This is a genomic window from Mesorhizobium sp. B2-4-18, assembly GCF_006441385.1.
In the GTDB taxonomy this organism is placed as follows: domain Bacteria; phylum Pseudomonadota; class Alphaproteobacteria; order Rhizobiales; family Rhizobiaceae; genus Mesorhizobium; species Mesorhizobium australicum.
Genome location: NZ_VFUW01000009.1, coordinates 196,472 through 222,327, shown reverse-complemented (window position 1 = coordinate 222,327; position 25,856 = coordinate 196,472). Strand labels below are relative to the sequence as shown.

The following is a 25,856-nucleotide window of genomic DNA, read 5'->3' as shown; positions in this document are numbered from 1 at the left end:
GCATGGCGCTCCGCGAGATTGCCCGGCAACTCATCGGGCGGGCGTTGGGCAGGCTTTGCACGAGTGTCAGCGCGACGAGGGCCAACGGTGCCTCCTCAACCTGGTAATTGCAGAGCGTCCGACAGTAATTACACCCCCACAGTCAATCCGCACTGTCAGCTTGTCGGCTTTGCGATCGATACGGATGATATCCCCGACGAGAACGACCTCATCTCCAGCGCGGGTTTTGGGTGGCGGGTCAACCGAATAGGGTTGACCATAAGACGGAATGTTTACTTGGGCACGTCCGCTGGGCAGTATTGAGGCGACGGTGCCCTTCAAGGCGACCTCGTCACCGATCTCAAATTCCCGGGGCACGCTATAATGTAGCATGAGCCTCCTCCGGCGCTTCAAGATATCAATGCCGGCAAACTGACTTGGTTGCGTGAAATCGTAAGTCTCTCTCATCGCCCGGTGAGGCCGAGCACCCTCTCCCCGGAGGGACACAATGCGCGCGGTTAGGAACTCCAACGCTCCTGATTGACCGCCCGCGATCCAGGAACTCACAAGCGCGCGCGGTAATCGCCCGGGCGCCGTGGACGTCGTACATGTCACCCCGAGCACCGCGTTTTCTTTCCAACTCGTCTTTTCGCGGCAGCTACATGCCACTTCCTGCGAACAAACGCGGTTTCGATCCTAGCAGCCAGGCTGCCATTGCCGCGTTAGGCGCTTTGCGCCAGATAGGCCACGGTCGCAGTCCCACAGCAGAGCCGTGGTGAGGTCATTCAAGTGATCTTCTCTGAATGTGGCAGCGAAGCGACCGTTACATTCTCTTCGCCGCAAGGGCTTCGCCGTGCCGACGATCACGTCTTGACGGATTGGGTTGGCGGCCGCTGCATGCCTTCGCCGCCGGCCCGGCGGGTTCCTGACCACAACGGGGCCACGGAGTCTGTAAGGGGTTATGAAAGCAGTGGATAGTTGCCGAGCAGAGGTGTTCCGGCACGGACTGTTGTTTTAGTCTGCCTCGCCGGATTAATACCCAAGGCGGCCATGCTCGAACGGTTTAGCCCATGTCAGTTTCTGCCTTTCCTGTCAGCCGAGAGCGTGCATCGGTTATGACGTCGCCGACGCAATAGCTCGGCTTCCGAATGACGAAGCGGCCGAGCTTTGGTTGGAAACGGCTACGCATCTGTTGTCAGTCGCGATTGAACGCGGGGATGACACAAACCAGGCGCGCACTGGGGTCGTTCGGTTCTTCGATGCGGTTCAACGGATGCGAACCACGGTTTCATCAAAATAGATGGAGACGACAATCGTAGGCTGTGAAAAGCCTACAACTATGAACAGTCTCGTTTCGCACATAGTTGGCGTTTACCGGTGCCCCGGTATCCCAGCATTTGTCTGCGTGAGAGAGGGAACCAGGTGCAGTTACCTATCGCAGGACGTTTACAGAGCGTCTGGATACCAGCCCGAATTCGAGGGGCTGCCTTGGGAATCGGAATACCGGGCCGCCAGAAACCCGACAATCTTAGCAACCGATGATACGAAGCGGTAAGTGCCTAACCATACCATCATGGAACCAAGCCCAATCCGGCAGGTTCACCAACGTTATGCCGCTATACTTCTTCGACACGATTGAGAATGGACAGATCACTCGCGATGATCTGGGTGTCGAGATGAGTCTATGCGACATGCGCGAGGAAGCGAAGCGGCTTCTGCCTGCAATCGTGGCAGACCACCCGCTGCCGGCAGACCTCAACGATTTTGCGGTATGGGTCCGCGACAAGTCCGGGTGCTGTGTCTATGAGGCGAGCTTAACGCTAATCACAAGGACGCTGCTTGCGCCAGCGTAGGCCGCCCAGGCTTTTTGGCCGAACCGTGGTGTCACCTGTAGGTCGTCCAAGCGTTGCATGACGCAGCTTTTCTCGCGCTCGGACCTTTCCACGCCTGACAAGGTTTAGCCGTTAGCGTTGTCATTCGGACTGGTCCGCCGAGCTTTCCTTGCATGGTTTTCGCAAGCGCTTTTGTTTGCTAGCCTTGAAAGCGCCGAAGGCGCGCCGGGCGCAGCAGTCCGTCGCCATGAGCACCATGGCAGGCCTGCCGGACTCGCGCTGCACTCCATCGGTCGCGTTTTGATTATCCGGCAGTTCATCTTTGGCCCAGTGCGATAGGGGCTGGTGCGACGCTTGGCGACCATGCCTTGGTTGACGAGGTGAAAGACAAGTCCACCTCCAGTGCGGCGAAACACACAGCCCCGCGTTCCTCCGAGGCATCGGAGCCGACCAGGGAGAGCACTCATGAGTCGACATGGAATGGTTCAGCCTTCAGCTTCAGGCACTCAGCCGCCAGCATCGACGCACGTCTATGGTGATGATCAACTCCAGCAGAGCCGGGCCCGGCCGCCCACCGGTCCCGACAACGTCCGGGCAACTATTTTTGCGCTTTGGCCATTTTCGGGCGGTGCGTTCTACGGGGCTCCGTTCGACTATGGCGGCCGCTATTGCGGCCCGCGCTACCACAGTGACTATCCTGGTTATATGGCTCGGTATCCGCACCGCTACTCTAGGCATCACCACCGCCATTGCCGGGTCAAGCTGTTGCACCGGGACCATTACCAACTGGGTGTTGGAACGCGTGCAAATTTGCCCTTACTGACGGCCCGCCTCGGCTTCACTGATTTCTTCTCGGTTAACTGGCCCTCGTTACTTTGGTCGCGCCGATCACCGCCAAGCGACGTGTTCGACGTGCGAAGTCCATCGACAGGCGGCAATTGCGTAAAACGGTGGCCGCCACGGCACAATGAGCGCAAGTGACATGAGCGGAGGATGGGAATGATCATCTTGGCTGGCCAGCCGCCCGGCTGAGACGAGGGTCCCCGAAACACTACGGGCAAGTTGCTATTCCTATCCGAATCTGCTCTCCTCTTCCAAGGACCAGTCGCAACGCAGTTTGCTGAATCCATGGTCCCTGTCCTTGATGGCGACCGACGTTTCCCCCGCCCCCCAACCGGCGTCGGTCGCCCTGCTCTTTGGGCAGTTCAATCGCCGATGGCCATGGTTTCCGAGAACGCGGCAGACCTCCCCGCGAGAGCCGCCGGACCGGCACAGGCAATCCATCTGAAGGCAGCATTCTTCTGCGCCATCGCGGTGCTCATGGACAAAGGACGTGGAGAAAATGTCCAGCTTCGTGGGAACTGCTCGCCACCGCCATAAACATTGTGGAAAGAACAAGCCGAGCGCGTCAGATGGCCCGAGATTGGACAGCCTATCCGATTAGACCGTCGGGTTTGTTGGAGCAGCCTTGAGCATTACCCGTGCGCTTTCTAAACCGGACTTTGGTCCCGGTTGCTTCCGACCGAAGACCAGCATCGGGAACCTTCGATTCTGCGTGAAGTTGGGTCGGAGCTCAAAATTTGTCCGGTGTGAGGCTGGTGGAAGATGGCACTCTCTCGACGACTGCTGATGTGCAACATGACGTTCGAATGTCCTCATTGCGGTTTCGCGCTGAAACGGGCAGGCAGTTGGTTTCAGGTCGTTTCCTCGCGCCGCTGCGAGGGATGTCAACGCCAGTTTCGAATCACTTATACCGACAAACTCACCCTCTTCGCCAAGCATGAGCAGGAGGCAGTGCTTGAGGCTCACAGCGCTAACCGCCAGATTGCATCGTAGTGATGCCTGTTCAAGTCACGGCATTCGAGATTACAACTCCGCCCTCCCCCGCCGCCAGCCAAAGGATATGGAACGATGCTAAGTGGAGCTGTCACATCCCCCGTGCCTTGGGGATGCGCGTCGCCAGCCTTCGAGCCCGAATGCAGGCGGCCGAGATCACTGAAGACGAATTAATGGCCTTCCAGAAAGTCGTCGCGATCATGGAAAACGGACTAGGCCGTATCGATGGCGACGATCTTATTGCGGCCTCCTTCGTCGACGATCTTTCGCCGGAGAACGTAGCCGACCACGCCGACATTCAGCCGACTCTTTGACTCCCGTGCCGAAGCAGCGACAAAGTCGCAGGCGAACTTGTGGCAGCGGAATCGCCCACGTTGATCGCCGTCATGGGACCCGACCGCGACGAGTTGCTGGCTAGGGGGGCGCTCCAGCTGCCATTCTTGCGGCGGTGTTCAGGCCCGCTTGGACCTTTCGGGATTGACGCTCAGAGTGCGGGTTCTCGTCGCAGCACTTGCTAGGTGGCTTGCGCCAGCATTGCTGGCGGGCTGATCGGACTAATGTGAGCTGCGACGTTGAAGTCTCGCAGGGGGCGTCTCTGCTCCTTGCGACCTCATGCAGCGCCCAAGTTAGATGTTCCTCGTATGCAATGCTGGCCGAAAACTGGCGCACAGTGGTTTATTTTTTGAGCCGTGACAGAGGCACACGCATGGAGATTACCAACCCACCGGCCGCCCAGTCGCGCGAAATTGTGCCGTCGAGCCCAGCAATGGTTGCTTGCTCAAGCTGGGTACCGAAGCCCGAGCTGTGAGCAGGTCCATAAATCTCCGGACCTCCGGTTTCGCTCCAGATCAGAAGAAGGCTTTTGGCATCAATCATACTCAGAACATCCAATTTCCCTCCAGCGCTTGCAAAACAACCGTGTTTGGCCGCATTGGTCGCGAACTCGCTGATAATCAGCGCCAGCGATGTCATGGCACTGCTTCCGAGGGGGACATCTACCCCCTTGATGCTTGTCCCGATCTGGGGCGCATTTTTGTACGGCGCAAGAACCGCGTTGAGCAGTGCCAAGAGGGTCGTCTCGCGTTGAATTTCGGCGTCGTCCCGGAGGTCTGCCAAAATAAGATCATGGGCACGGGCCAGTGAGGCCAGCCGGTCTCGCATGTCGCCTGCCAACTCGGCCGCACTGCTCGCTGACCGCTCACTCACCGAAACCAAAGCCGACGCGACAGAAAAAAGATTCTTCACTCGGTGATTCATTTCCCTCAGCAGCAGCTTTCGCCGTTTCTCGTTTCGCCTCCTCTCGGAAATATCCCTCGCGATCTTGGATGCGCCCAGAATTGTGCCACCATTCCCCAGAACAGGCGAGACAGTCACCGAAACCTCGACCAGGCTGCCGTCTTTGCGCTTCCGAATGGTGTCAAAATGTTCGACGCGCTCGCCCCGACGTATCCTCTCCAGAATGGCATCTTCCTCTTGCCGTCGATCTTCGGGAATCAGGATGAGTATCGATTGCCCGACGGCTTCTTCGGCCGAAAAACCGAAGATACGTTCGGCGCCGGTATTCCAACTGGTGATGATGCCTTCAATCGTCTTACTCAGGATCGCGTCGGTAGAGCTCTCGACGATGGAAGCAAGCCAAGCGCGTGCGTCTTCACTGGCCTTAGCGCCGATTTCTTCATCGGGCGGAGGCGGCACCAAATAGAGAGGCACAGCGGCTGGACCAATGTCACCCTGACCGAAACGCAAAAATCCATTCCTCTTGGCAGGCAAATGAACGGGCATCCGATCTCCTTGCTTCCAGAAAAATGCAGGCGTCGAACCGCGATAGCAAGTCTGCAGAGCGTCCCCAAAGCGAAAACTTGCAGTTAATTGTCGTGGAGAACGATCATGAAGGCCGCCAAGGTGACGGCGGATCAAAGGGACTCACCCGAAGGAACTACAGGATCATTGGTTCGGGGTGGTCGGTGAAGAGCAGGCCGCGGTCAGCAAATACAGTTTGGTCGGCCGGGATGGGCGTTCCGAGCACCCTTTCACATAGCTGCCGGTCGCTTCGATCTCGGTACTGCTGACCCCGATCGCCTTGGCCGCGGAGAAAAGATTTTGGATTGCGGCGGCCACCGAGATCACGTCTGGACTGGCCAAGCCTGACAAATTGCTGCTCACTCACTTGTCCACAAAATTGACGCCGGGAGTGCTCATGCAGCCCTCAGGCGACGAACGTAAGCGAAGCTTCGTTATTTCGGTGACACGCAGCCAGTTTTTTACCTTGTGCCTCAATGTGACCGGCCGGCCGAGGTGTGCTTCTGCCGCTTTGAATGGCACCTGGGCCATGACCTGCGAAGACACAACCGACCCGCCGGCCATGATCTCAACTCGATACTCGGCCACTCACGCCCCCGCGATTGTTACCCCACCGCGATATAATTAGTTCGAGCTAAAATGGTTCCGGAACTTCGGCGGAGCCAGATGTTGCAGCCCGCGTGGAAAGGCCCATTTGACCAGGGCGGCTCGGTGGCTTGATCTCGCAGGGCAAACCGCCGAGCCTAACTGGCAACGGTTGCCAGCTTATGTGAAATTAGCATCGTGGCCATTGGCCGGCGTCGTTCAAACACACGAGCAAAGAAGACAACGCGGCGTTAGGTTCCAGTGTCGCGCGTAGCGGCACCCACCCTGAAAATTTCAAGCTTCTCGCTGTAAGAGAGCCTTACCCTTTCGCCGCATCGCTTGCAGGTGAACGTCGTTACGGACTTGACCCAGGAGCCTTTCCTGACCAGTGGGTTTTTGCAGCTCGGACACTGGAAGGTCAGGTTTTTGTCAAGCAGCTGATTGGATAGAGCCATCTCATCTTCTCCCAAGATGAAGTGGCCGTGCAAGACTGGTGCCAAAAATGTGCGTATTAGAACGACACAATTGGCGGCGGATCGGGAGGCTTGCCAGGAGTCAATGTGAGGCTGGGCACTCTCGGCAGTCGAATCACTGCCTGGCCATCCCAGTTGGTAGCGGCCGCACCGGTCTCGGCGCAACCAGGCGCGCGTGCGCGAAGCTCCTGGGATCGTCTCCCGATAGATTTCACTACTTCGTCCGACACGTCACCTTTGGAGGGCCGCCTACACTATGTTCCGGCTGAGCCTACTGGCGTGTGTCTCTGGGGCATTCTTTGAACTCGCAGGCTGGACTGGAACCAAACCGGAAAATAAGTCTTTCCCAAGGGAAGGGCTACAACGGACCCGACACAATGGATGGACATTTCGAACTGGAACTAGCCAAGGCCAGACTGAGTGTGAGCCAAGCAGAGTCGGAACTGAAACGTGTCGAGCGGACAAGCGCTAGGCGTGGGCATCGATCTCGCCCTCTGCGACACGATAAGAGGCGCCCAGCGCCGCGTCAATGAAGCAAGAGAGCACCTGGCGAGGATCAAGGTCGGCGATTCACCTGAGGTTTGCCCACGCGGGCACGGAGGCTAGTTCGTCAGGATAAGCGGTTCGGTGGATTGATCGCGCATCGGCAGGAAGACCGAGCTTAACCGGCAACCGCATCGCTTATCATCTTTCCCAGCTGAGCCTCAGATGTGCGCCATCTGCCCCCAAAGGCGCAATTGGAAGCAATTCGGATGCGACGGCTCCGTTAACTCTGGATCACAATGGCACTTCGAGTTTTGCCGCAAAATTGCCGCCGACGGCAAAGCCCGACTGCGGCGTGTAGCCGGCGGATCAACTACTAATCGGTTGCCGGCAACCCGTGAAGCGCCCTATCATCGGCACGGGGTTGGGAATGTGATGGCGCCGAGGTTCATAGCAAAACAGCTTTCTTGGCCGGCTGGGTTCGGCGGATGGCTCGTCCGAGCCGGTATGAACCGGGGCAACGCCCGACTGAACAGCTACGCTCTCGACCAATTGCAGTTGGTTCCTGAAGACCGAGTGCTGGAAGTCGGATTCGGCGGCGGCGCAGCACTGCCGCGGCTCGTTCGTGGCGCGTCATTCGTCTGCGGTGTTGACCGCTCTCAGGATGTGGCGAGCGCTGCCGCTCGCAAGTTTGCCGATGCGGTGCGCGCCGGACGAGCCGAGTTTCACGTCGGGGCAGTTGAAAAACTGCCGTTGCGGGATGCGACATTCGACAAAGCCGTCAGCGTTCACACCGTATACTTCTGGGAAAGCCTCAAGGCCGGATCTTCGGAATTGGCACGAATACTCACGCCTGGCGGGCGAATCGTGGTGGGCTTCCTTCCCAAGGCGCGTATGGATCGGATGAACATGCCAGCAGACATTTTCACCCCACGCGAGCCTGACGAGATCATCGCTGCTTTGCAAGGAGTGGGGTTCAGCAGGACCGAGCTTCGAAAACCGACCAGGGAAACGGCATGGGTCGTCGCGACAGGTGTGCGAAGCTGAGCTGTCCGCGCCGATCCAGCGCGGCAAGAAAAAAGTGCGCAGGCGTGAGCCGGCGGCCTACGAGCATCTTTGCCGAAACACGGGGTGCCGGTGGCGGCGGGATTAGCTGCAAATTGGTTTCCGTCGAGCAAGCAGGCCCGTGAGCCAGTCTGGATCCATCTGCGGCACCGAGGAGAGAAGCAGTTCGGTGTAGGCTGCGTGGGGTGGCGCGAGTACCTCGGTTTTCCAACCCTGCTCCACCACCTGCCCCTGGTGCATAACCACGACCTCGTCGGCAATTGCTCTTACCGTTGCGATATCGTGCGTAATGAAGATGTAGCTAATGCCGAGTTCGTGCTGCAAGCGCATCAGGAGCTTCAAGATCTCTTCCTGCACAATCTGATCGAGTGCCGAGGTCACCTCGTCACAAATAATAAGTTCTGGGTTCGCGGCGAGCGCGCGGGCGATGCAGATCCGCTGCTTCTGGCCACCCGACAATTCACCGGGCAGCCGGTCGAGGAAGCTTTCGTCCATCTCGATCATGTGCATGAGCTCGCCGACCCGCCGGTCGCGCTGCTGCCCCTTAACGCCCAAATAGAACTCAAGCGGGCGTGCGATTATCTCCTCGACCGTCTGGCGGGGGTTAAGCGCGCTATCCGGCGACTGATAGATCATCTGGATACGGCGCAGCAGGTCTTTCGAGCGGCGTTTCAACGAGAGGGTGAGCGGCTTGCCATCAAAGGACATCGATCCAGACAAGGCAGGCAAGAGACCCGTGACGACGCGGGCGAGGGTCGATTTCCCCGACCCTGATTCGCCGACCACTGCGACCGTTCGGCCGCGCGGAACCTTGATCGACACATCCACCAGCACCTTGACCCTTCCGGCATAAGCGGCGGTAACATTGTCGATGGTCAGTAAATGGTCCTCGGTCCGAATCTCGGGCTTCGCAAGCTTGCGCACTGCCCAAAGCGTCCGAGTGTATTCCTGGGTGGGAGCCGTAAGTATCTGCCGCGTATCGGCTTCCTCAACCGTTTGTCCGTGCCGCAAGACCATAATCCGGTCCGCCATCTGCGCCACCACGGCCAGATCGTGAGTCACATATATCGCTGCTGTGTTAAATTCCTCAACAATCCTGCGGATCGACGCAAGGACCTCGACTTGGGTGGTCACATCCAGCGCAGTTGTCGGTTCATCGAACACGATCAGGTCGGGGCGGCAGGCCATGGCCATTGCCGTCATGGCTCGCTGTAGCTGGCCGCCTGATACCTGATGCGGATACCGAAAACCAATGGTCTCAGGCTGTGGGAGTTGGAGGCGCCGATAAAGCTCCACGGCATCGCGATTAGCTTTCTCTCGGCTGGCGATCCCGTGCGCAACTGCCGTTTCAACCGTCTGGTCGAGGAGCCGGTGAGCAGGGTTGAACCAGGCGGCGGCGCTTTGCGCAACATAAGCAATGCGGGAGCCCCGAAGCCGCCGACGACGGGCTTCGCTCATTGACAAAAGATCGGCACCGTCGAAAAGCACCGCGCCTCGGCTAATACGGCAGCCCGGCTTTGCATACCCCATTGCGGCAAGGCCTATGGTCGATTTTCCGGCGCCGGATTCGCCAATCAGCCCGAGCACTTCTCCGCGTTTAAGCGAGAGATCCACGCCGCGCACGATCGGGTGCCAGCGCTCGTCGGAGAAGCCTTCAACGTGAAGATCCCGGACCTCGAGCAGATCTGTTCCCTTTTCGCGCAGGGCGGCACGGCTAGTTTTCATCACGCAGTCCGCTCGTCGAATGCAAAAACCAGTCCACGACAAAGTTCACCGCTACTGTGAGGAGCGCAATGGCGCCGGCCGGCAGTAGCGGAGTGACATCACCATAAGTGATCAGCGTGGCGTTTTCCCGCACCATCGACCCCCAATCCGCCGACGGCGGCTGTATGCCCACCCCCAGGAACGACAAGGCTGCAATCGTCAGAAACACAAAGCAGAATCGCAGACCAAATTCCGCGATGAGCGGCGGCAGAATGTTGGGCAGGATTTCCTTGCGCAGGAGCCATGCTGCACCTTCGCCGCGCAATCGCGCGACCTCAACATACTCCATCACCGCCACGTTGAGCCCGACGGCTCGCGCCAAACGGAACACGCGGGTGGAATCGAGCAGCGCTATGATCAATATAAGGCTGGGTATCGACGAACCGAATATGGAGAGGAGCATCAGCGCGAAAATCAGGCTGGGGATCGACATCAACACATCCACAGCGCGCGACAAGATCTGATCTAGCCACCCTCGGTACATTGCCGCCAGAAGCCCGAGTGTCACACCGGCTGCAAAGGATATGACGGTTGTCGCGAAGGCGATGCCGATCGTGTTGCGGGCTCCGTAGATCAGTCGAGTGAGCATGTCGCGACCGAGTTGGTCGGTGCCGAACATGAACTCGTGACTCCAGGGCGCGAACGCCTCGCTAAAGACCTGCGTTTCCCGGTACGGTGCGATCAGTGGCGCAAAAAGGGCGACGAGAACGTAGCAGAGGGTTACCCCCATACCGAACCAGGCACTGAGCGGGGCCTTCTTCAGCGATGTCGTCATGCGAGATCGGCGTGTGCGCCTTATCCTGGGCGCCCTGGGGGGCTGGATGACGGGCTCCGCGCTTGTCATCGCGGGTGCAACAGCCTCGGGTTGGTAGCGATCGAAATGATGTCGGCGATCAGGTTGAGCAAGATGTAGGTTGCGGCGAAGACGAGGGCGCAGGCCTGCACGACGGGTACGTCTCTTGATTTCACGGCATCGACCATCAGTTGGCCGACGCCAGGGTAGACGAATACAACCTCGACAACCACGACGCCGACGATGAGATAGGCAAGATTGAGGCGACAACGGTCACGATCGGAGCCCAGGCGTTTGGCAAAGCGTGCCGAAGCACGACCACCATTGGCGTCATTCCCTTCAACCGAGCCATGTCGATATAGGGGCTTGAAAGCATGTTGATGATCGCCGCGCGCGTCATGCGCATCATGTGAGCGACGATGACGAGTGTAAGCGTGATCGACGGCAGGGCTGCGCGCCAGACGTGCTCCCAAAACGGCGTCTGATCGTTTATATTCGCCAAGGTCGGGAACTTCGGTACGACGTTCAAGGTCCAGTTGATCGAAGCCGCAAGCCATAAGGGCAGCGACTGCGCGAACTGCGTGCCCGCGAACGTATCGCGGGAGATGATCAGGAAAGCGAGCATGTAGGCGACGAAGAACTCAGGGAACGAAATTGTCGTGAGTGTCACCGTGTTTACAAGCCGATCGAACCAGCTGTTGCGGTAGAGGGCCGCAAGAATACCCAATCCCAATGCCAGCGGCACCGCGATGAGCGCCGTCATGACGGCCAGAAACATGGTGTTGTATAAACGCGGTGCGATAATCTCCACGACCGTGCGTCGGTAGCCGGTTCGACTGGCGAAGGACGACCCGAGATCCCCTCGTGCCATCTTGCCCATCCAGCTGAAGTAGCGTTCGACCGGCGGGCGATCGAGGCCCACCTCGTGCTGAAAAGCCGCTACGGTTTCGGGTGTAGCTGATTGACCAAGCATCGCCTTCGCAAAGTTGCCGGGCAGCATCGTGATCGCCGAAAAGATAATAATCGAGACGATGAACAGCGTAATCAGGCCGAGACCCAACCGTTGCAGGACCGTTTTTAAAACCGGATTCATACGCATGCTGCGCGCTTTCCCAAAAGCCCGCCGTCCATTGCGGACGGCGTGCTTGGCGAACATCTTATGCCTGTGCCATCCACCAGCGCTCGGCCATCTTCAGTCCGTCATTCTCCCAATTCGGCGCCACGTCGCCATGGGCTAGTTTCTTCGATTTGGCGCTGACGAAGTTGTTGAACACCAGCACTATGCTGCCACCATCGTCATGGGTCAGCTGCTGCATTTCGGCGTACATGGCGGCACGCTTGGCTTCGTCGGTTTCAGCTCGTGCCTTTACGAGCAACTCATTGAAGCGCGGGTTTTTCCAGAACGACTCGTTCCAACTGGATTCCGCTGCGAAGGCCTGCGTGAACATCCAGTCGGCCGTCGCGCGACCACTCCAGTAGGATGCGCACCAAGGCTTCTTCAGCCAGATGTTGTCCCAATAGGCGTCTTCGGCCTCGCGCACCACGTTGACGTCGATGCCGCACTGTGCGGCCGTCTCGCGAATGAGTGCGGCCGCGTCTACCGCACCTGCGAAAGCGGCATCTGCGACCGAAAGATCGATTTTCAGCTTCTCCATCCCCGCCTTCTTCAGATAATGGCGCGATTTCTCGGGATCGAAACTGTGTTGCGGCTCCGGGTTCTTGTAGAACTTGATCGCCGGCGCGATGGGACTGTCATTGGCAACGGTGGCATGCCCAAGGAAAATCTTGTCGGCGATCTCTTGACGGTTGATCGCCCATTTCAACGCCGTGCGCACATCCGGATTATCGAAAGGCGCCATGGTGACGTTCATCGGCAGCGTATAATGCCCGTAGCCGGTGATCTCGATGATGTCGATTTTGGGATTTCGCTTCAACATGCCGAGTGTCTTCAGATCGGCGCGGCCGATATAGTCCACCTCCCCGGTCGAGAGCGCAGCCATGCGTGCGGCCAAGTCGGTGATTGCGATGAACTCCACCTCGTCCAGGTAGGGCCTTCCGTTCTTGAAGTAGTTTGGATTGCGCTTGAGCTTGGCCGAAACGCCCGGTTGGAAGTTCTCGAGCACGAATGCGCCCGTGCGTGCGCCCGAAGCCCAATCCGCTTTCCCGTCAACGCTCGGCATGATCACGAGATGATAATCGCTCATGATGTAGGGGAAATCGGCGTTGCCGCTGTCGAGCGTGAAGACAACCGTTTGTGGGCCGTCGGCCCTGACGTCCTTGACGGAGGCAAGCAGAGACTTCGCGGCCGATTTGGTGTCGGCACCCATGTGATACCGCATGGAGGCCACGACATCGTCTGCCGTCACGCTTTTGCCATTGTGGAAGGTCGTGCCCTTGCGCAGCTTAAAGACCCAGGTCTTGGCGCCGTTGGATGCTTCGAAGCTTTCTGCAAGATCCGGCTGTACGCCACCCTTAGCGTCGACCTCCGTGAGGCCGTTGGACATTGCACCCGAAAAAGCAGTTTGGGAGAAGGTATCGGGATAGCCGGCCGGATCTACGGAATCAGTAGTCGCCCCGTGGGCCATGCCGAGCTTTGCGAAGCCTCCTTTTTGCGGTTCTGCTCGTGCCGCAGTGACAAAGAGCTGATCTGCGGCTGCGATGGCCAGACCTGCCGCCAATCCTAGATGGATGAACTCACGCCGCGAAACCTTGCCGCTCCCGACAAGACCTTTCGCGATGCGCAGTTTGTACTCTGATTCCGACATTGCCGTTCTCCCATTTGCGGATTTTCCGCGTTCTTTTTCCAACCGTCGTCGAGCACGCAATGCGTAAGTGCCCTGTCTTCGTCTTTTGTGTTCCTTCCTGTGCCTTCCGCTCTTGCCCGATCAGGCAGTCACATAGATGTTGCCGTCCTCGACCATGACGGGGAACGTTCGTGCACGCACGGTGGAATCGACCAGCGCCGAACCCGTTTTGATGTCAAACTCCCAGCCATGCCAGGCGCAGCGTACGATCTCGTTTTCCCGGTGATAGACGAAGCGCGCTTCGTCGACCGGCGCAGTGGTTCCGCATTGCGGGCCCTCACACAGCGGCGCCCCGCGATGCGGACAGATATTGAGTAGCGCGTGGAAAGTCTCTCCGATGCGAAACACGCCCACCGAAAGGCTGCGGACCTTTGCGATTACGGGTGTGCCCGTTTCGATCTCGTCGACGCGACAGATGAAGATTTTCTCGGCCATGTTCTGCTCCGTCAGGCAGCATTCGCGGTCAGGATGGGGGAAATGCGCTTGTAAACGTCGAGTGCATTTTGACCCATCACCTTCGTCCTCCAAGCGGGAGGAATGTGCAGCGTGTTGGCGTCGTCGTAGTCCCAATGCGGATAGTCTGACGCAAACATAAGCGTGTTTTCACCGTCCATTGCTTCCAGAATGGACCAGAGATGCTGCACATTCGCCGGCTGCTCCAGGGGCTGTGTGGAAAACCGAATATTTCGGCGGCAGTACTCGGACGGCAGCATCTTCAGCCAAGGCGTCTCCTTGCGAAGCGCCTTGTAATCGGCGTCGAGGCGCCACAGCACCGTCGGCACCCAGGCCACGCCGCATTCGACCACAACGAAATAGAGTTCCGGCCATTTTTCGAAGACTCCATGCGCAATCATGCTGGCGACATGGCTGATCGCCGACATGTGCAGGATGGCGTGTGTCTCCCAGAAGAATGTCGTGGGGGCAGGCGCGATGGCGTTCCAGTTGATTCCCCCATGGCCGCCGAGGTGGATGGCGAAGGGCAATCCCATTTCCGCGCAGGCTTCGTAGATCGGGTGGTAGAAGGGATCGCCGTACGGCCGCACAGAGCCTTGGGAGGCCAGAACCTGGACCATGCGCGGGTGGCTGCCGAGCCGACGGATCTCGGCCGCCGCCTGCTTCGGATCCTGAGGCGCGATGATAATCGAACCCATGAAGCGGTTGTCCTTCGGCAACCACTCCGCGACCTGATAGTCATTGTAAGCACTGACCAGCGCACTGGCATAATAGGGGTTGGCCAGCGTCGAGGCTTCAATCGGCTCGTCACCGGTGAGAATCGCCACGCCGACATTGTATTTGTCGAGATGCTTTTCTTTCATCATCCGGTAGTTGTCGGCTTCGGTCTCGGGCCGCACGTCCTTTCGCGAGAAATCTTGCGGATGGAACCAGGGCCGATGGCCATGCGGGAAGGATCCTCTAGGGCCGGTCTTTTCGCCCTCTATGAACATGTCCTTCCAGACGCCCGAGAGGTAGGGCTCGAGCACCGTGGCGCTGGACCAGTAGTTGTGGCAATCGCAGTCAACGATGAACACTTTAGCTTCGCTCCCTCTTTGCAGACCGCGTTCTGCTGGCCGTTAGTCTCTTTAGCTTCCGCCTTGACAAATGCCGGATCAAGCCAATGATCTCTGGGTAATGATCGGGTTTTTCGATTGAGGGTTAGTGCGTGCAGCTGGACCACATTGAGACGTTCCTCGACATCATCGAATCGCGGAACTTCAACCGGACTGCCGACCGGCTGAACATTACGCAGTCGACCGTCAGCAGCCGGATCAAGAGTCTCGAAAGCGCTGTAGGGTCGGAGCTTTTCCATCGTGGTCGCGCCGGTGCTGAACCGACAGCGGCGGGGCGACGTTTCGAAGCCTACGCGCGGGCGATGCTGTCGACTTGGTCGCAAGCGCGCCATGACGTGCGGGCCTTCAACCGGTTCGAAGGAACCCTGCGCGTGGCAGCGCAGGTTGGCATGACACGCTCAGTGCTGCCTGGGTGGGTGGAGGCGCTCTGTCGGGCCCTTCCCACAGCCTCGATCCATGTGGAATCCGACTATTCCAACCAGATGGTGACAGATCTGAGCATGGGGAATCTGGATATAGCCGTGCTCTACGCACCCCGCTATCTTCCCGAGATTGCTTACGAGCATCTGATGGTCGAGGAATATGTGATGGTGTCGACCTTCGCCAGGACAATGTCGCAGGTCAATCCCGACAGCTACATTCGGCCGGGCTACACCGTCGTACTCGAGAAAACGCATTCCGAGCTTATCCCCTCCCTCGCAATCTCGCGTCTCTCCATGGGATCCGAAAGCCTGGCAGAAGCGATGCTGCGGCGAACTGGGGGGAGTTGTTACATGCGCAACGACGATGCCCGCAGGTTTACGGCCGAGTGCCCTTCCTTCCTGGTCGAGGACGCACCGACGCTTTATCAGCCTGTCCACACGGCTATGCTCGCGCGGCGCAAACACGAACCGATTATTCGAAAGGGGCTTCGTGCGCTCCAGCTCGCGGTGATGTCGCTCGAGAGCTAAATCGAAATTCCCGATTGAAGACAGGGGTTCAACCCACTGTTCCCGAAACGGTCCCGCTGCCATGTTGGGGGCTCACTGAAGAGCCCGACCATGAACGCACACACTTCCTTTTCGGCTTTCGACTTCGCAACGATGCGGCAGCGGCAATGGGCCGACGATTCGTCACAGGCGATCCTCTGCCGCAGGGTCATCGACGAGACGCACGACGTGAAGACATTTGTCTTCACGTCTGCATCAGACCACATGTTCTGCTTCAACGCGGGGCAATACATTGTCCTCCACCTCACAATCGGGGGCGTTGCGGTGACCCGTTCCTATTCCGTTTCGTCGCCACCTACTCGACCGCTCGATTTGCACATCACGGTCAAGCGGACACCAGGCGGGCTCGTTTCCAATTGGCTCCACGAGAACCTGCGAGCGGGCGACGAAGTCAACGTCGAAGGCCCACTGGGGTCGTTCAAACTCGACGGCTTCAACAGCGACAAGCCTCTCTTTCTTGCGGGAGGCAGCGGGATCACGCCTCTTATGTCGATGCTGCGCACCTTGACGGACAGAGCGTCCGATCTCGACCTGCGCCTCATCTACAGCGCGCGCTCGCCGCGAGATCTCATCTTCAGGTTGGAACTCGATGCACTCGCTGCCCGGTTTCGTAACCTACGGGTGACATGCGTCTGTTCCCGGGCAGACCCCTCATGGGCAGGACCGACGGGCCGCATAGACGGCCCCATGCTCCGGCGCCTGGTCCCCGATCTTGGCGAGCGCACGGTCTACGCGTGCGGCCCCGAACAGTATATGAACGCGTTGCGAGACGGTCTTGGCCAGGCGGGTGTTGATCCACGGGGGTATCATGAGGAGAGCTTCGGGCGCAGCCTGGGCGGTGTTACTGCGGACGTAGCATCTGCTGTCTCGTCCTCGGTCCACTTCGCACGTTCGAGATTGGACCATCGTTGCGCTCCCGGGGAGACCCTGCTGGAGGCGGCGCGCAACTGTGGCGTCTATGTTCCCAGCGGCTGCCAACAGGGAATTTGCGGCACGTGCCGAATAGCCAAGCTCTCTGGCGAAGTCACCATGCAGGATCTCGGCGGACTCACCTCCGAAGAAATCTCAGCGGGCTTGGTTCTGGCCTGCTGCAGCCGCGCGAAAGGCCCTGTTACACTCGATCTTTGACTTCGGCTAAGGTTCCGAACGGGTCCTAGCTGGCTGCAAGCAGGCGGTTTGCGATTTGCTTAGCTGTGCTAGCAGCTCGCACGTGCTCCACCTCTGCCGCATTGGGCACGTCTATCAAAACCTCGAGGCCCCCAAAGATATCCAATTCACCCTCACATGCGACAGCAAATGAATGCTGTGCCACCCCCCGAATGTCCAGGGAAAGTATAAGAAAGTGAGTGTCTCGGACACACCAACTCGCCGGCTGCGGCTTGGGCAAAGTTTGTGTCAGTGCTTTCAAAAGCTGGCTCGGAAACGCCCAGGATGAAGAACACCGCGAGCTTGATCCGCGTATGCTGGGGATTCCCGAAGAAGCTGTCCGGCTCGCCTTGCTCGACGATCAGGCCGCATCCGAGTTCCATACGCCGACGACCGAGCATGGAGATGAACTGTTGCCGGCCGGCGGAAGAGCCAATAAAGAGAACGGCGGCTAGCTATCGGCTGGGCTGGGCGGCTTCGCAGGGCTATCGATCCACGTCGCCCAAAACAATGTCCAATGAACCTAGTATGGCGGTGACGTCGGCTAACATATGGCCACGGCAGAGCAGGTCCATTGCCTGCAGATGAGCGAAGCTCGGAGGACGCAGCTTGCATCGGTACGGCTTGTTCGTGCCGTCGGCCACGAGGTAGACGCCAAACTCCCCCTTCGGCGCTTCCACCGCCGCGTAGACCTCGCCGGCAGGCACACGAAAGCCCTCAGTATAGAGCTTGAAATGATGAATCAAAGCCTCCATCGAACGCTTCATGGCCGCACGTCTGGGCGGGACGACCTTGCCGTCGGTATTCGAAACCGGCCCAGGTCCCTCGCTTACCAGCAGGTCGACACACTGCCGCATGATCTTGGCCGACTGGCGCATCTCCTCCATACGCACCAGATACCGGTCGAAACAATCGCCGTTCCTGCCGACGGGTATATCGAAGTCCATCTCGGCATAGCACTCGTATGGCTGGGACTTTCGCAAGTCCCAGGCGGCACCTGATCCCCGCACCATCACCCCTGAAAAACCCCACGCCCAGGCGTCACTTTGCGAGATCTGACCGATGTCCACGTTACGAAGTTTGAAGATGCGGTTGTCCGTTAGCAGCCTGTCCAGGTCGTCCACGGTTTTGCGGAACGGGTCGATCCAATTGCCGATGTCCGTGATCAAGTCTGGCGGCAGATCCTGATGCACGCCGCCGGGACGAAAATACGCGGCATGCATACGAGAGCCGCTGGCCCGCTCGTAGAAGACCATCAGTTTCTCGCGTTCGACAAACCCCCACAAGGGCGGGGTCAGTGCTCCCACGTCCATGGCTTGGGTGGTGACGTTGAGCAGATGAGAAAGGATCCGCGAGATCTCGCTGAACAGAACCCTGATCAGCTGGCCACGCCGCGGCACGGCTAGACCCATTAGTTTCTCGATTGCAAGGCACCAGGCATGTTCCTGGCTCATCGGTGCCACGTAATCCAGACGATCGAAATATGGCAGCGCCTGGAGATAAGTCTTGGTTTCGATCAGTTTCTCGGTGCCGCGATGAAGCAGGCCGATATGAGGATCGACACGATCGACGACCTCGCCGTCGAGCTCGAGAACCAGCCGTAGCACGCCGTGCGCCGCAGGATGCTGGGGACCGAAATTGATGTTGAAATTTCGGACGGAATTCTCTGCCATCTAGCGGCTCCTTCGAGAAGGCCCGCCTAACTTCCTTCCGAGCCCGACGTTCCATCCGTGCGCCCGGTCGGCATTGTTCCACCAGAATTCGCCAGTCCAAACTCCGGCTCATGCCCAACCGCTTCGGCCAATTGACTGAGGAAATTCACCAGAGCAGCTTGCGGATCATCGAGTTCGCCGACGACCACTGAAATACCCCAACGCCCAAGCACCGCCTCCTCCACAGGGTTTCGGCTGGTCATGAAGATGAAAGAAGGAGGGCGATCTTTTTCATACCCGGATCGATGCCAGGTTTGCCACAGGCGATGCAACAGCAACCGGATGTTCGGGTCGGAGAGGCTATAGCCTATGAAGAGGATCGTGCTGCCAAGTGCATCGGAACGAAACCGCACATCGAGTGGGGAATTGAAGGAAAGCCGGTCGAGATAATCCGTTTCGGTCAGGACAAGAGAAGAATCCTCATCGAAGTCGCCATGGAACTTGACGATGTGGGTAACCCCCTGGCGGGCTTGCGCTACATCGCGTGCATTGGCCACCTTGACGTATCGCCGACCGTATATTTCGAACGCCAGTTCCAGATTCCGGTCGTAATTCGTGGTATAGATGATGGGAAAATTGAGCATCACGATGAGGCGATGCAACTCCGATTTTTCGATCCGGTCCTTGGCGACCGACCAGTTTCTGTCCATCCAACTGCGCAGCGGTCCGATGCTGCCATGCCGTATCCGATAGTACTCGGCTAGAGTTTGAAAACGTTCGCGTCGCATCGAAAACTCGTCGTCGATCCCAAGTTCTTTTGCCATCTGCTCGATCAGTTTCTCCCAAGACGGAAGCCCAACGCTGATCGAGACACCCGCCCCGACGAATAGGATCGCACTACCGCGGCCGATAGCTTTTGCCAGTGATGCGAGACCATCGCTCATGGACAGGTGCCGGTGCTGGATGAGGCGCTCCAAACAGTTGCGGCCATCGCAAAGGGCATTGAGGTTCTCTCACGCGTCACTGGCAATCGTTGGCGACCAAACCAAGAGAGCCACGCTGTGTTCCAGCGACGCGGTCCGAAACTTGCCGTGAGTGCCGTCGCGTTTGATGACCACTTGAGAGACCAGGGCGGCCGTTCCCCGACAACCACCTACCGAAGGGGACAACGGAAGCAGCCGGGGCGTGAGGCTTCCGTCAGACGATCGGCCTTTTTCTTGGCCAGCACCTGGGCTGAATTGTCCTTGACCAAAACAAATTGGCGGCCTTTAACAAATCTAAGTGCGGGCGAGCCTCATTCCTGTACATTCACCAAGGATGGAGGCCGAGATGAGCCAAAAGCGCCGCGATCTGGACTACCTTGTTCAGCACTATATTGACTGCAGGAGAGGCAAACCTTGGCCGCTGTCAGTATCGGCGGCCGTGGTGGCGATACGGACAGTTTTCCGCGAAAACCTCGTTTCTGATCGTGAATTGGCAACGCTTATCGCCAGAGCTGCGATCGACCGAGGACAGGTTGTCGAGTTCGACCTCAATGAGCCTGCACAGGCGGCATAGTGCCGATAGACGCAGGTAGCTCGACCACCACGGCAGGGACTCAACAGGCTGTAACTGGGGCCCGGCACGGATAGCTCTTCACGACGACCCCGGACTGCTCGTCACACTACGTGGCCGTTCGCAAACTCGGTCAGTCGCGCAGTTGCCTATTGCCGTGGCGCTCTGCAGCGCAACGCTGGCGGATCAAGTCAAAGGCAGTGGCACGACCTGATCAGCAACAACACGCCGATTGCGTAAGGGACGAACAAAAACACCATAGCCACCCAGTAGCCAGGTTGCGCCAGCGCCGCCAAATCTGATCCAAGCTGTTCCATTGGCTGTCCAACGCAGGACGGTCCAGCTTGTTCCCGGGTTACGACCTTAGAGCCCCCGGCGGGCATCCGGGTCTTACCATGATGGAGCTGCAGGCTCGGGCATTAGCCTCATCAGGTCTGATTATGCTTTCGCAGATCGTTGCGAAGTAACATTTGTGCGCCGTCAGCCCAAGAGTTGACAGTCGATAGCATATTCGACGCTTCCTCACCCGAACCGGGTTGGGCGGAATTTGGCCAACAAGGGATGTTCGTTTCCCGTGGCAATCTCGCCTGCAAGCAGTTCGCCCGCGATCAGCCCGAGCGTCGCGCCGCTGTGACTGAAGGCAACGTAATATCCCTCAGAGTCCTTCAGCCGACCAAATACCGGCTCCCCATCGCCCGGGATCGGCTTGGGACCGACCCCGTAGCTCTCCAACTCCAGCTTCGGATTGCCCTCGAGCACCTTCGAGGCTTCGTCGAGAAGCCCCTGGAGGGTCGAAGCCTTGACGCCATACGTGCCGTCGGAATTTACGAGTACCTCTTCTTCGGACCATGCGGAATCAAGAACGAGAGCTCCGTCCGGCGTCGGGCGAACAGCGACCCGCGGCGTGTTGAGCACTGCCCGAAGTGGAAGGGCGACAGGCTTGGTCCTGACCAGTAAAGCGATCGGCGTTGCGTCCGCGATATGCTGCCCGGTTTGCGCCACCGAGCGCGGCACGTCACTCCCCGTTGCCAAGAGAACCGCATCGGCAGCAAAAGTGGCGCCCATCTCCGTCGCGACGCCATTGGCGCGCCCGGCGGCGAGCGTCACGGTTGCGCGCCCCGCGTCGGTAACGAGCTGACCGCCCCGCTCCACGAATTCCCCAACCAGCAATTTGATCAACGACGGAAGATCGACCCAGCCTTCGCCCGGATTGAAGATCGCACCCTGGCGCGTGACCGCGCTTGCCGCGATGCCCGGTGTAGCCGAAGGAATGTCGCCTGCGAGCAAATGGCGTGCGTCATATCCAAGGCTCTTTTCATGTGCCAAAGCTTCCATGATCTCGTTCGAGGCGTCGTCCGCATCCCAGGTCAAACCACCGTCGAAGCGCAGCCAGGCAGCATCCGGGTACTTTGCCGACAAGGTTCTGTACCGGTCGATGCCGATCATGCGCAGCTGATGATATTCAGCCGAGCGCTTGCGTGCGGAGTTGAGCCAGGAAAGCGAGCGTCCGGACGCCCCACTGGCCAGCGGTCCGTCGTTGATGAGGATAGTTTCGACGCCGAGCCGCGACAGATGAACGGCGGACGAGACACCAAAAATGCCGCCCCCGACAACAACAACTTTTGAGACCGCGTGTGTAGCCATGGAATGTTCTTTCGCTGTAGATAATGAATCGTGTGAGCGGAATCGGGTCGTCCTGGTCTCTTCGGCTTCGGATCAAAGCACTTCGGCCAGGAAGCGCTTTAGACGCGTGCTCTTGGGGGTGTCGAAAATCGCTGCGGGTGTGCCGGACTCAATGACGCGGCCTTCGTCCATGAAAACGACCTGGTCCGCAACTTTGCGGGCAAAGCCCATTTCATGAGTGACTACGACCATCGTCATGCCGCGCTGGCCGAGGTCCGCCATCAGATCGAGGACGCCTTTGACCAGCTCTGGATCGAGGGCGCTGGTCACTTCGTCAAACAGAATAACCTCCGGATCCATCGCAAGGGCGCGGGCGATTGCCACACGCTGCTGCTGACCACCCGAAAGACTGCCAGGGCGATGGTGTTTGCGTGCGGCAAGGCCGACATCGGCAAGACGCGCCTCGGCGATGCGCGAGGCTTCCTGCACCGGGATGCCCTTGACCTTGGTCAAAGACAGCATGACGTTTTCAAGGGCGGTATGATCCGGAAAGAGATTGAACTGCTGAAACACCATGCCGACGCGCCGCCGCAGCTTCTCGGGTTTCATCGCCAAAATGCTCGCTCCGTCGAGCAACACGTCGCCGCCCTTGGGTTCGACCAGACGATTGAGGCAACGCAACAGGGTCGACTTGCCCGAACCCGAGGGTCCGATGATGCAGGTGACCGTACCCGCCTTGACCATCAGGCTAACGCTCCTGAGGACGTCGAGCTCGCCATAGGCCATATCCAGCTTGCTGACGGCGAGACTGCCGCCCTTGAACCGAGGATGCGCCGAATGAGAGTCGGAACCTACCTCCGGCGATGGGCTGCAGGTGGCGCTCTCCAGTTCGCTCACCTCGGCCAGGCCGCTTGTGACCACGCCAGCTTTTTGCTTTCCAGTTCTTAGCCGGTTGTCGATGTGATTGACCACATGGGTCAAGGGCACGGTGATGACGAGATAAAATACGCCCGCCAGCAGCAAAGGCGACAGATTTCCGGTCACTACCGCCTGGTCCTGGCCGACACGGAAAATTTCGCGCTCCGATGTGAGCAGGCCGAGGAAATAAACCAGGCTCGAATCTTTGACATTGCCTATGAACTGGTTGACCAGGGCCGGCAGGACGCGGCGGATGCCTTGCGGGACCACGATCAGGCGCATGCCTTGGCCGTAGCTCATGCTGAGCGCCCTGCAGGCTTCCATCTGGCCGCGTTCGACGCTCTGTATGCCCGACCGGAAGATCTCGCCGATATAGGCGCCGGCGATCAGGCTGAGTGCAAGAATGCCAAGCGGATAAGGCGAAGGCCCGAAGATTTCACGGCCTATGCGGGCGAAGCCCTGGCCGATCAGCAGGATTGTGACGATCGCCGGAAGCCCGCGGAAGACATCCGTATAGATCCGGGCGGGAATGCGCAGCCAACGCGATTGGGAAATGCCCATGATCGCCAGGACCATGCCTATTGCGACGCCGAGCACCGTCGAAGCGGCCGCAAGCACGAATGTGTTTTTCAGTCCGATGGTGATCATGCTGGGCAGCACGTCGGCCATGGCTTGCCAGTCGAGAAAACTGCGACGCAGATTTTCAAGCCAGTTCATTCGGTCCCCTTCTCATTGCGCGGGTGGGAGCTCATCGAAGTGCGGCCAGCGAGGTTTCCAGCCGCCGGCCCTTGGCCGCCGGCTGGGGTGTTCACATCTTGGGGAGATATTGATCGGGCATCGGCGAACCGGGGAACCACTTTTCATAGAGAGTCTTCCAGGTGCCGTCCTGCATGGCTGCATGCAGGGCAGTGTTCAGTGCAGTACGCAGCTTGTCGTTGCCCTTGCGAATGACGAAGCCCGCAGGCGCATCGAACGACGGAACATTGACCGCAATCTTCAGCTCCGGGTAGCGCTTGCCATAGTCCTTGGCCGCCTCATAATCGAGAAAATGAGCGTCGACGGTGCCGTTGTTGAGCGCTGAGACGGCCGAGTTGTTGTCCGGAAATTTGACCAGATCAGTTCCAGCAAAATTTTTTGCTGCGTAGATTTCCTGCAGCGTGCCCTGCACGACGCCAAGACGCTTGCCCTTGAGCCCGTCAGCCGATGTGATCGTCTTGTCCGCAGTCAGCACCGACAGGTACCCGGCGAGATAGCCGTCCGAAAAATCGACCGTCTTCTTACGCGCTTCCGTGGTGCCGATTGCGGCCACCGCGACGTCGAAGCGCCCATTGGCGACCGACGGCATCAGGGCCGAGAATTCCTGACCGGTGAAGATCACCTGATCGGACTTGAAACCTAGCCGGCTCGCGACATTCCGGAACAGTTCAATGTCGAAACCTGTGAAAGTGCCATCGGCCTGGGTAAAGGCGTAAGGCTTCGCATCACCCATTGTGCCGACGCTGATGACCTTGGCGTCGATAAGCCCGTAGGGATTGTCTTGCGCCGCACTGGCCTGCGAAACGAAAGCGGCAGCGACGCACGCAATTGCAAGAGCCACTCCGCCAGCCCGGACCGGCGCTATTAGCCATTTCATAATTCCAAACCTGCTCACGTCTTCTCTCCACTCTGAAGGTCAGTTGTTCTTGGTATTGACTTGGGCCGCCTCTCGGCCGACTCGTCATCCGCGGCTGCGAGGTCCCTGCGGACGTACCGCAAAAGAGACCGGTTTCCATGTTATGAGACCGGTCTCAATCGTAAAGCTATCGCCCGATTGACCTCCCGTCAACATTTCTTGTAGTCGTTCGTACGATGACGAAAGTCCCATTTAGAGCCAGACCCAAAACGGTCGCCGATGTAGCGCGAGCGGCAAATGTCTCAAAAGCGACGGCCGCGCGCGTGCTGGGCGGGTATGGGGTGGTCAGCGACACGGTCCGTGAGAGCGTCACGGCGGCCGCCAAGGCCCTGGATTATCGGCCGAACGAACTCGCCCGCAGCATGACGACCGGAAGATCGGGCATCATCGGGGTGGTCGTCGGCGACATCGAAAATCCGTTCTTCAGTCTGGCCGTGCGAGGCATCAGCGATGCGGCCAAAGGCGCCGGTTTCAACGTCATTTTGGCGAACTCCGGCGAGAAGATCGAAGCGGAAAAGGCGGCTGTACGGCTATTGATCGGCAAGCGCGTCGACGGGCTGATCGTGACACCCTCGGAGTCACGCGACATCACCCATCTGCGCGACATCCATCGTTCCGGTCGGCCGCTTGCCCTGCTTGACCGAGCCCTGCCCGACCTGGATGTCGACACGGTCACGGTTGACGACCGCAACGCCGCCATGCAGGCGACGCGAGTGCTCATAGACGCCGGTCATCGCAATATCGCCTATGTCACTGCGGTCGATGCCAAGGGCAACGAATATATTGACCTTCGGCAAATCTACACGTCGTCGGTCCGCGAGCGCATTGATGGCTTCCTCACTACGTGCAGAGGGGCCGGCGTCGATCGACCTGAGCGCCACGTCCGGCTCGGCGCGACGAGCTCCGAAGCGACACTCAGGATCACTGGCGAACTGCTCTCCCAGCCGGACCGGCCCACCGCGATCCTTGCCTCAGACAGTGTCATTGCGCTGGAAATCCTGCGGACTATCCGCCAACGCGGCATGAAGATCCCCGACGACATTTCGCTGATCACCTTTCACGATGCGGACTGGACCGGTGTCACAACTCCGCCGATCACCGTCGTTGACCAGCCGGTCTATGCACTTGGCCATAGCGTCGCGGAACTGCTCATTCGCCGCCTGAAAGGCGATATCCAACCGCCGGAAAGGCTGGTCCTGCGGACCGCGATCATCGCACGAGGCTCGGTGGGTCCACCACATCCGTGAGCCCACCACAGTTGACACAGCGCCATATCTTCACCTCGAATGGAACCAAGGAGACGACGACACCGATGGCTAA

General features: G+C 58.9%; 19 protein-coding genes and 1 pseudogene. 7 read left to right on the top strand and 13 right to left on the bottom strand.

What is annotated here, in order from left to right; translation table 11 throughout:
• Window positions 1-3,787: 3,787 nt before the first annotated feature.
• The gene (locus FJ527_RS22015; RefSeq protein ID WP_318013337.1) at window positions 3,788-3,961 is read left to right on the top strand and encodes a hypothetical protein; all 174 of its coding nucleotides are present in this window, start codon (window positions 3,788-3,790) and stop codon (window positions 3,959-3,961) included.
• 361 nt (window positions 3,962-4,322) lie between these two features.
• On the opposite strand, the gene FJ527_RS22010 is transcribed toward FJ527_RS22015, so the two are convergent.
• Both FJ527_RS22010 and FJ527_RS22005 read right to left on the bottom strand, forming a co-directional pair.
• Window positions 4,323-5,429 (bottom strand): PAS domain S-box protein, encoded by a 1,107-nt coding sequence (locus FJ527_RS22010; RefSeq protein WP_140824029.1) that lies wholly within the window; start codon window positions 5,427-5,429, stop codon window positions 4,323-4,325.
• Between the two features lie 162 nt (window positions 5,430-5,591).
• Window positions 5,592-5,810 (bottom strand): DUF768 domain-containing protein, encoded by a 219-nt coding sequence (locus FJ527_RS22005; protein WP_140620481.1) that lies wholly within the window; start codon window positions 5,808-5,810, stop codon window positions 5,592-5,594.
• Window positions 5,811-7,495: 1,685 nt separating this feature from the next.
• On the opposite strand from FJ527_RS22005, the gene FJ527_RS21995 reads away from it, so the two are divergent.
• Window positions 7,496-8,035, top strand: coding sequence for a methyltransferase domain-containing protein (locus FJ527_RS21995; RefSeq protein WP_181166435.1), 540 nt, complete (start codon window positions 7,496-7,498; stop codon window positions 8,033-8,035).
• A gap of 102 nt (window positions 8,036-8,137) precedes the next feature.
• Here the strand turns inward: FJ527_RS21995 and FJ527_RS21990 are convergent, their stop codons facing one another.
• The 6 genes and pseudogenes from FJ527_RS21990 to FJ527_RS21965 form a co-directional block, all read right to left on the bottom strand.
• Window positions 8,138-9,778 (bottom strand): ABC transporter ATP-binding protein, encoded by a 1,641-nt coding sequence (locus FJ527_RS21990; RefSeq protein ID WP_140620485.1) that lies wholly within the window; start codon window positions 9,776-9,778, stop codon window positions 8,138-8,140.
• On the bottom strand, window positions 9,768-10,592 hold the full coding sequence (locus FJ527_RS21985) for an ABC transporter permease (protein ID WP_181166434.1): 825 nt from the start codon (window positions 10,590-10,592) through the stop codon (window positions 9,768-9,770). Before FJ527_RS21985 ends, FJ527_RS21990 begins: the two co-directional genes overlap by 11 nt.
• Before the next feature lie 65 nt (window positions 10,593-10,657).
• Window positions 10,658-11,703, bottom strand: a pseudogene (locus FJ527_RS21980) (ABC transporter permease).
• 64 nt (window positions 11,704-11,767) lie between these two features.
• Complete coding sequence (locus tag FJ527_RS21975) at window positions 11,768-13,375, bottom strand: ABC transporter substrate-binding protein (protein ID WP_140620488.1); 1,608 nt, start codon at window positions 13,373-13,375, stop codon at window positions 11,768-11,770.
• 120 nt (window positions 13,376-13,495) lie between these two features.
• Window positions 13,496-13,849, bottom strand: coding sequence for a Rieske (2Fe-2S) protein (locus FJ527_RS21970; RefSeq protein WP_140620490.1), 354 nt, complete (start codon window positions 13,847-13,849; stop codon window positions 13,496-13,498).
• Between the two features lie 11 nt (window positions 13,850-13,860).
• A complete protein-coding gene (locus FJ527_RS21965; protein WP_140620492.1) occupies window positions 13,861-14,943 on the bottom strand; it encodes an amidohydrolase family protein in 1,083 nt (360 codons plus the stop codon).
• A 131-nt stretch (window positions 14,944-15,074) separates the two neighbouring features.
• Here FJ527_RS21965 and FJ527_RS21960 point away from each other — a divergent pair, with 131 nt between their 5' ends.
• The 3 genes from FJ527_RS21960 (at window position 15,075) to FJ527_RS21950 (ending at window position 17,572) form a co-directional block, all read left to right on the top strand.
• Window positions 15,075-15,932 (top strand): LysR family transcriptional regulator, encoded by an 858-nt coding sequence (locus FJ527_RS21960; RefSeq protein ID WP_140620494.1) that lies wholly within the window; start codon window positions 15,075-15,077, stop codon window positions 15,930-15,932.
• A gap of 90 nt (window positions 15,933-16,022) precedes the next feature.
• Window positions 16,023-17,099, top strand: a complete 1,077-nt coding sequence (locus FJ527_RS21955) for a hybrid-cluster NAD(P)-dependent oxidoreductase (RefSeq protein ID WP_140620496.1) — start codon at window positions 16,023-16,025, stop codon at window positions 17,097-17,099.
• A 251-nt stretch (window positions 17,100-17,350) separates the two neighbouring features.
• Complete coding sequence (locus tag FJ527_RS21950; RefSeq protein ID WP_140620498.1) at window positions 17,351-17,572, top strand: hypothetical protein; 222 nt, start codon at window positions 17,351-17,353, stop codon at window positions 17,570-17,572.
• A gap of 30 nt (window positions 17,573-17,602) precedes the next feature.
• Here the strand turns inward: FJ527_RS21950 and FJ527_RS21945 are convergent, their stop codons facing one another.
• Entirely contained in the window at window positions 17,603-18,790 is a 1,188-nt protein-coding gene (locus tag FJ527_RS21945) for an NADH-quinone oxidoreductase subunit D (RefSeq protein WP_140620500.1), read from the bottom strand.
• A gap of 26 nt (window positions 18,791-18,816) precedes the next feature.
• A complete protein-coding gene (locus FJ527_RS21940; protein ID WP_224643708.1) occupies window positions 18,817-19,713 on the bottom strand; it encodes an SIR2 family protein in 897 nt (298 codons plus the stop codon).
• A 385-nt stretch (window positions 19,714-20,098) separates the two neighbouring features.
• Here FJ527_RS21940 and FJ527_RS21935 point away from each other — a divergent pair, with 385 nt between their 5' ends.
• Window positions 20,099-20,326, top strand: a complete 228-nt coding sequence (locus FJ527_RS21935; RefSeq protein WP_140620502.1) for a hypothetical protein — start codon at window positions 20,099-20,101, stop codon at window positions 20,324-20,326.
• 519 nt (window positions 20,327-20,845) lie between these two features.
• Here FJ527_RS21935 and FJ527_RS21930 read toward each other — a convergent pair.
• The 3 genes from FJ527_RS21930 to FJ527_RS21920 all read right to left on the bottom strand — a co-directional run bounded on the left by FJ527_RS21930 (window position 20,846) and on the right by FJ527_RS21920 (window position 24,497).
• Complete coding sequence (locus tag FJ527_RS21930; RefSeq protein ID WP_140620504.1) at window positions 20,846-21,967, bottom strand: FAD-binding oxidoreductase; 1,122 nt, start codon at window positions 21,965-21,967, stop codon at window positions 20,846-20,848.
• 72 nt (window positions 21,968-22,039) lie between these two features.
• On the bottom strand, window positions 22,040-23,581 hold the full coding sequence (locus tag FJ527_RS29850; protein WP_140620506.1) for an amino acid ABC transporter permease/ATP-binding protein: 1,542 nt from the start codon (window positions 23,579-23,581) through the stop codon (window positions 22,040-22,042).
• Between the two features lie 91 nt (window positions 23,582-23,672).
• Entirely contained in the window at window positions 23,673-24,497 is an 825-nt protein-coding gene (locus FJ527_RS21920) for an ABC transporter substrate-binding protein (RefSeq protein ID WP_140620537.1), read from the bottom strand.
• A gap of 215 nt (window positions 24,498-24,712) precedes the next feature.
• Here FJ527_RS21920 and FJ527_RS21915 point away from each other — a divergent pair, with 215 nt between their 5' ends.
• A complete protein-coding gene (locus FJ527_RS21915; protein ID WP_140620508.1) occupies window positions 24,713-25,783 on the top strand; it encodes a LacI family DNA-binding transcriptional regulator in 1,071 nt (356 codons plus the stop codon).
• Window positions 25,784-25,856: the final 73 nt, after the last annotated feature.

Excerpts from the sequence above, each read along its gene's own strand:
- FJ527_RS21995 (WP_181166435.1), top strand. The coding sequence starts at position 7,496 with ATGAACCGGGGCAACGCCCGACTGAACAGCTACGCTCTCGACCAATTG.
- FJ527_RS21985 (WP_181166434.1), bottom strand. The coding sequence starts at position 10,592 with ATGACGACATCGCTGAAGAAGGCCCCGCTCAGTGCCTGGTTCGGTATG.
- FJ527_RS22010 (WP_140824029.1), bottom strand. The coding sequence starts at position 5,429 with ATGCCCGTTCATTTGCCTGCCAAGAGGAATGGATTTTTGCGTTTCGGT.
- FJ527_RS22015 (WP_318013337.1), top strand. The coding sequence starts at position 3,788 with ATGCAGGCGGCCGAGATCACTGAAGACGAATTAATGGCCTTCCAGAAA.
- FJ527_RS21935 (WP_140620502.1), top strand. The coding sequence starts at position 20,099 with ATGAGCCAAAAGCGCCGCGATCTGGACTACCTTGTTCAGCACTATATT.
- FJ527_RS21975 (WP_140620488.1), bottom strand. The coding sequence starts at position 13,375 with ATGTCGGAATCAGAGTACAAACTGCGCATCGCGAAAGGTCTTGTCGGG.
- FJ527_RS21945 (WP_140620500.1), bottom strand. The coding sequence starts at position 18,790 with ATGGCAGAGAATTCCGTCCGAAATTTCAACATCAATTTCGGTCCCCAG.
- FJ527_RS29850 (WP_140620506.1), bottom strand. The coding sequence starts at position 23,581 with ATGAACTGGCTTGAAAATCTGCGTCGCAGTTTTCTCGACTGGCAAGCC.
- FJ527_RS21930 (WP_140620504.1), bottom strand. The coding sequence starts at position 21,967 with ATGGCTACACACGCGGTCTCAAAAGTTGTTGTTGTCGGGGGCGGCATT.
- FJ527_RS21970 (WP_140620490.1), bottom strand. The coding sequence starts at position 13,849 with ATGGCCGAGAAAATCTTCATCTGTCGCGTCGACGAGATCGAAACGGGC.
- FJ527_RS21915 (WP_140620508.1), top strand. The coding sequence starts at position 24,713 with ATGACGAAAGTCCCATTTAGAGCCAGACCCAAAACGGTCGCCGATGTA.
- FJ527_RS21955 (WP_140620496.1), top strand. The coding sequence starts at position 16,023 with ATGAACGCACACACTTCCTTTTCGGCTTTCGACTTCGCAACGATGCGG.
- FJ527_RS21920 (WP_140620537.1), bottom strand. The coding sequence starts at position 24,497 with ATGAAATGGCTAATAGCGCCGGTCCGGGCTGGCGGAGTGGCTCTTGCA.
- FJ527_RS21940 (WP_224643708.1), bottom strand. The coding sequence starts at position 19,713 with ATGAGCGATGGTCTCGCATCACTGGCAAAAGCTATCGGCCGCGGTAGT.
- FJ527_RS21990 (WP_140620485.1), bottom strand. The coding sequence starts at position 9,778 with ATGAAAACTAGCCGTGCCGCCCTGCGCGAAAAGGGAACAGATCTGCTC.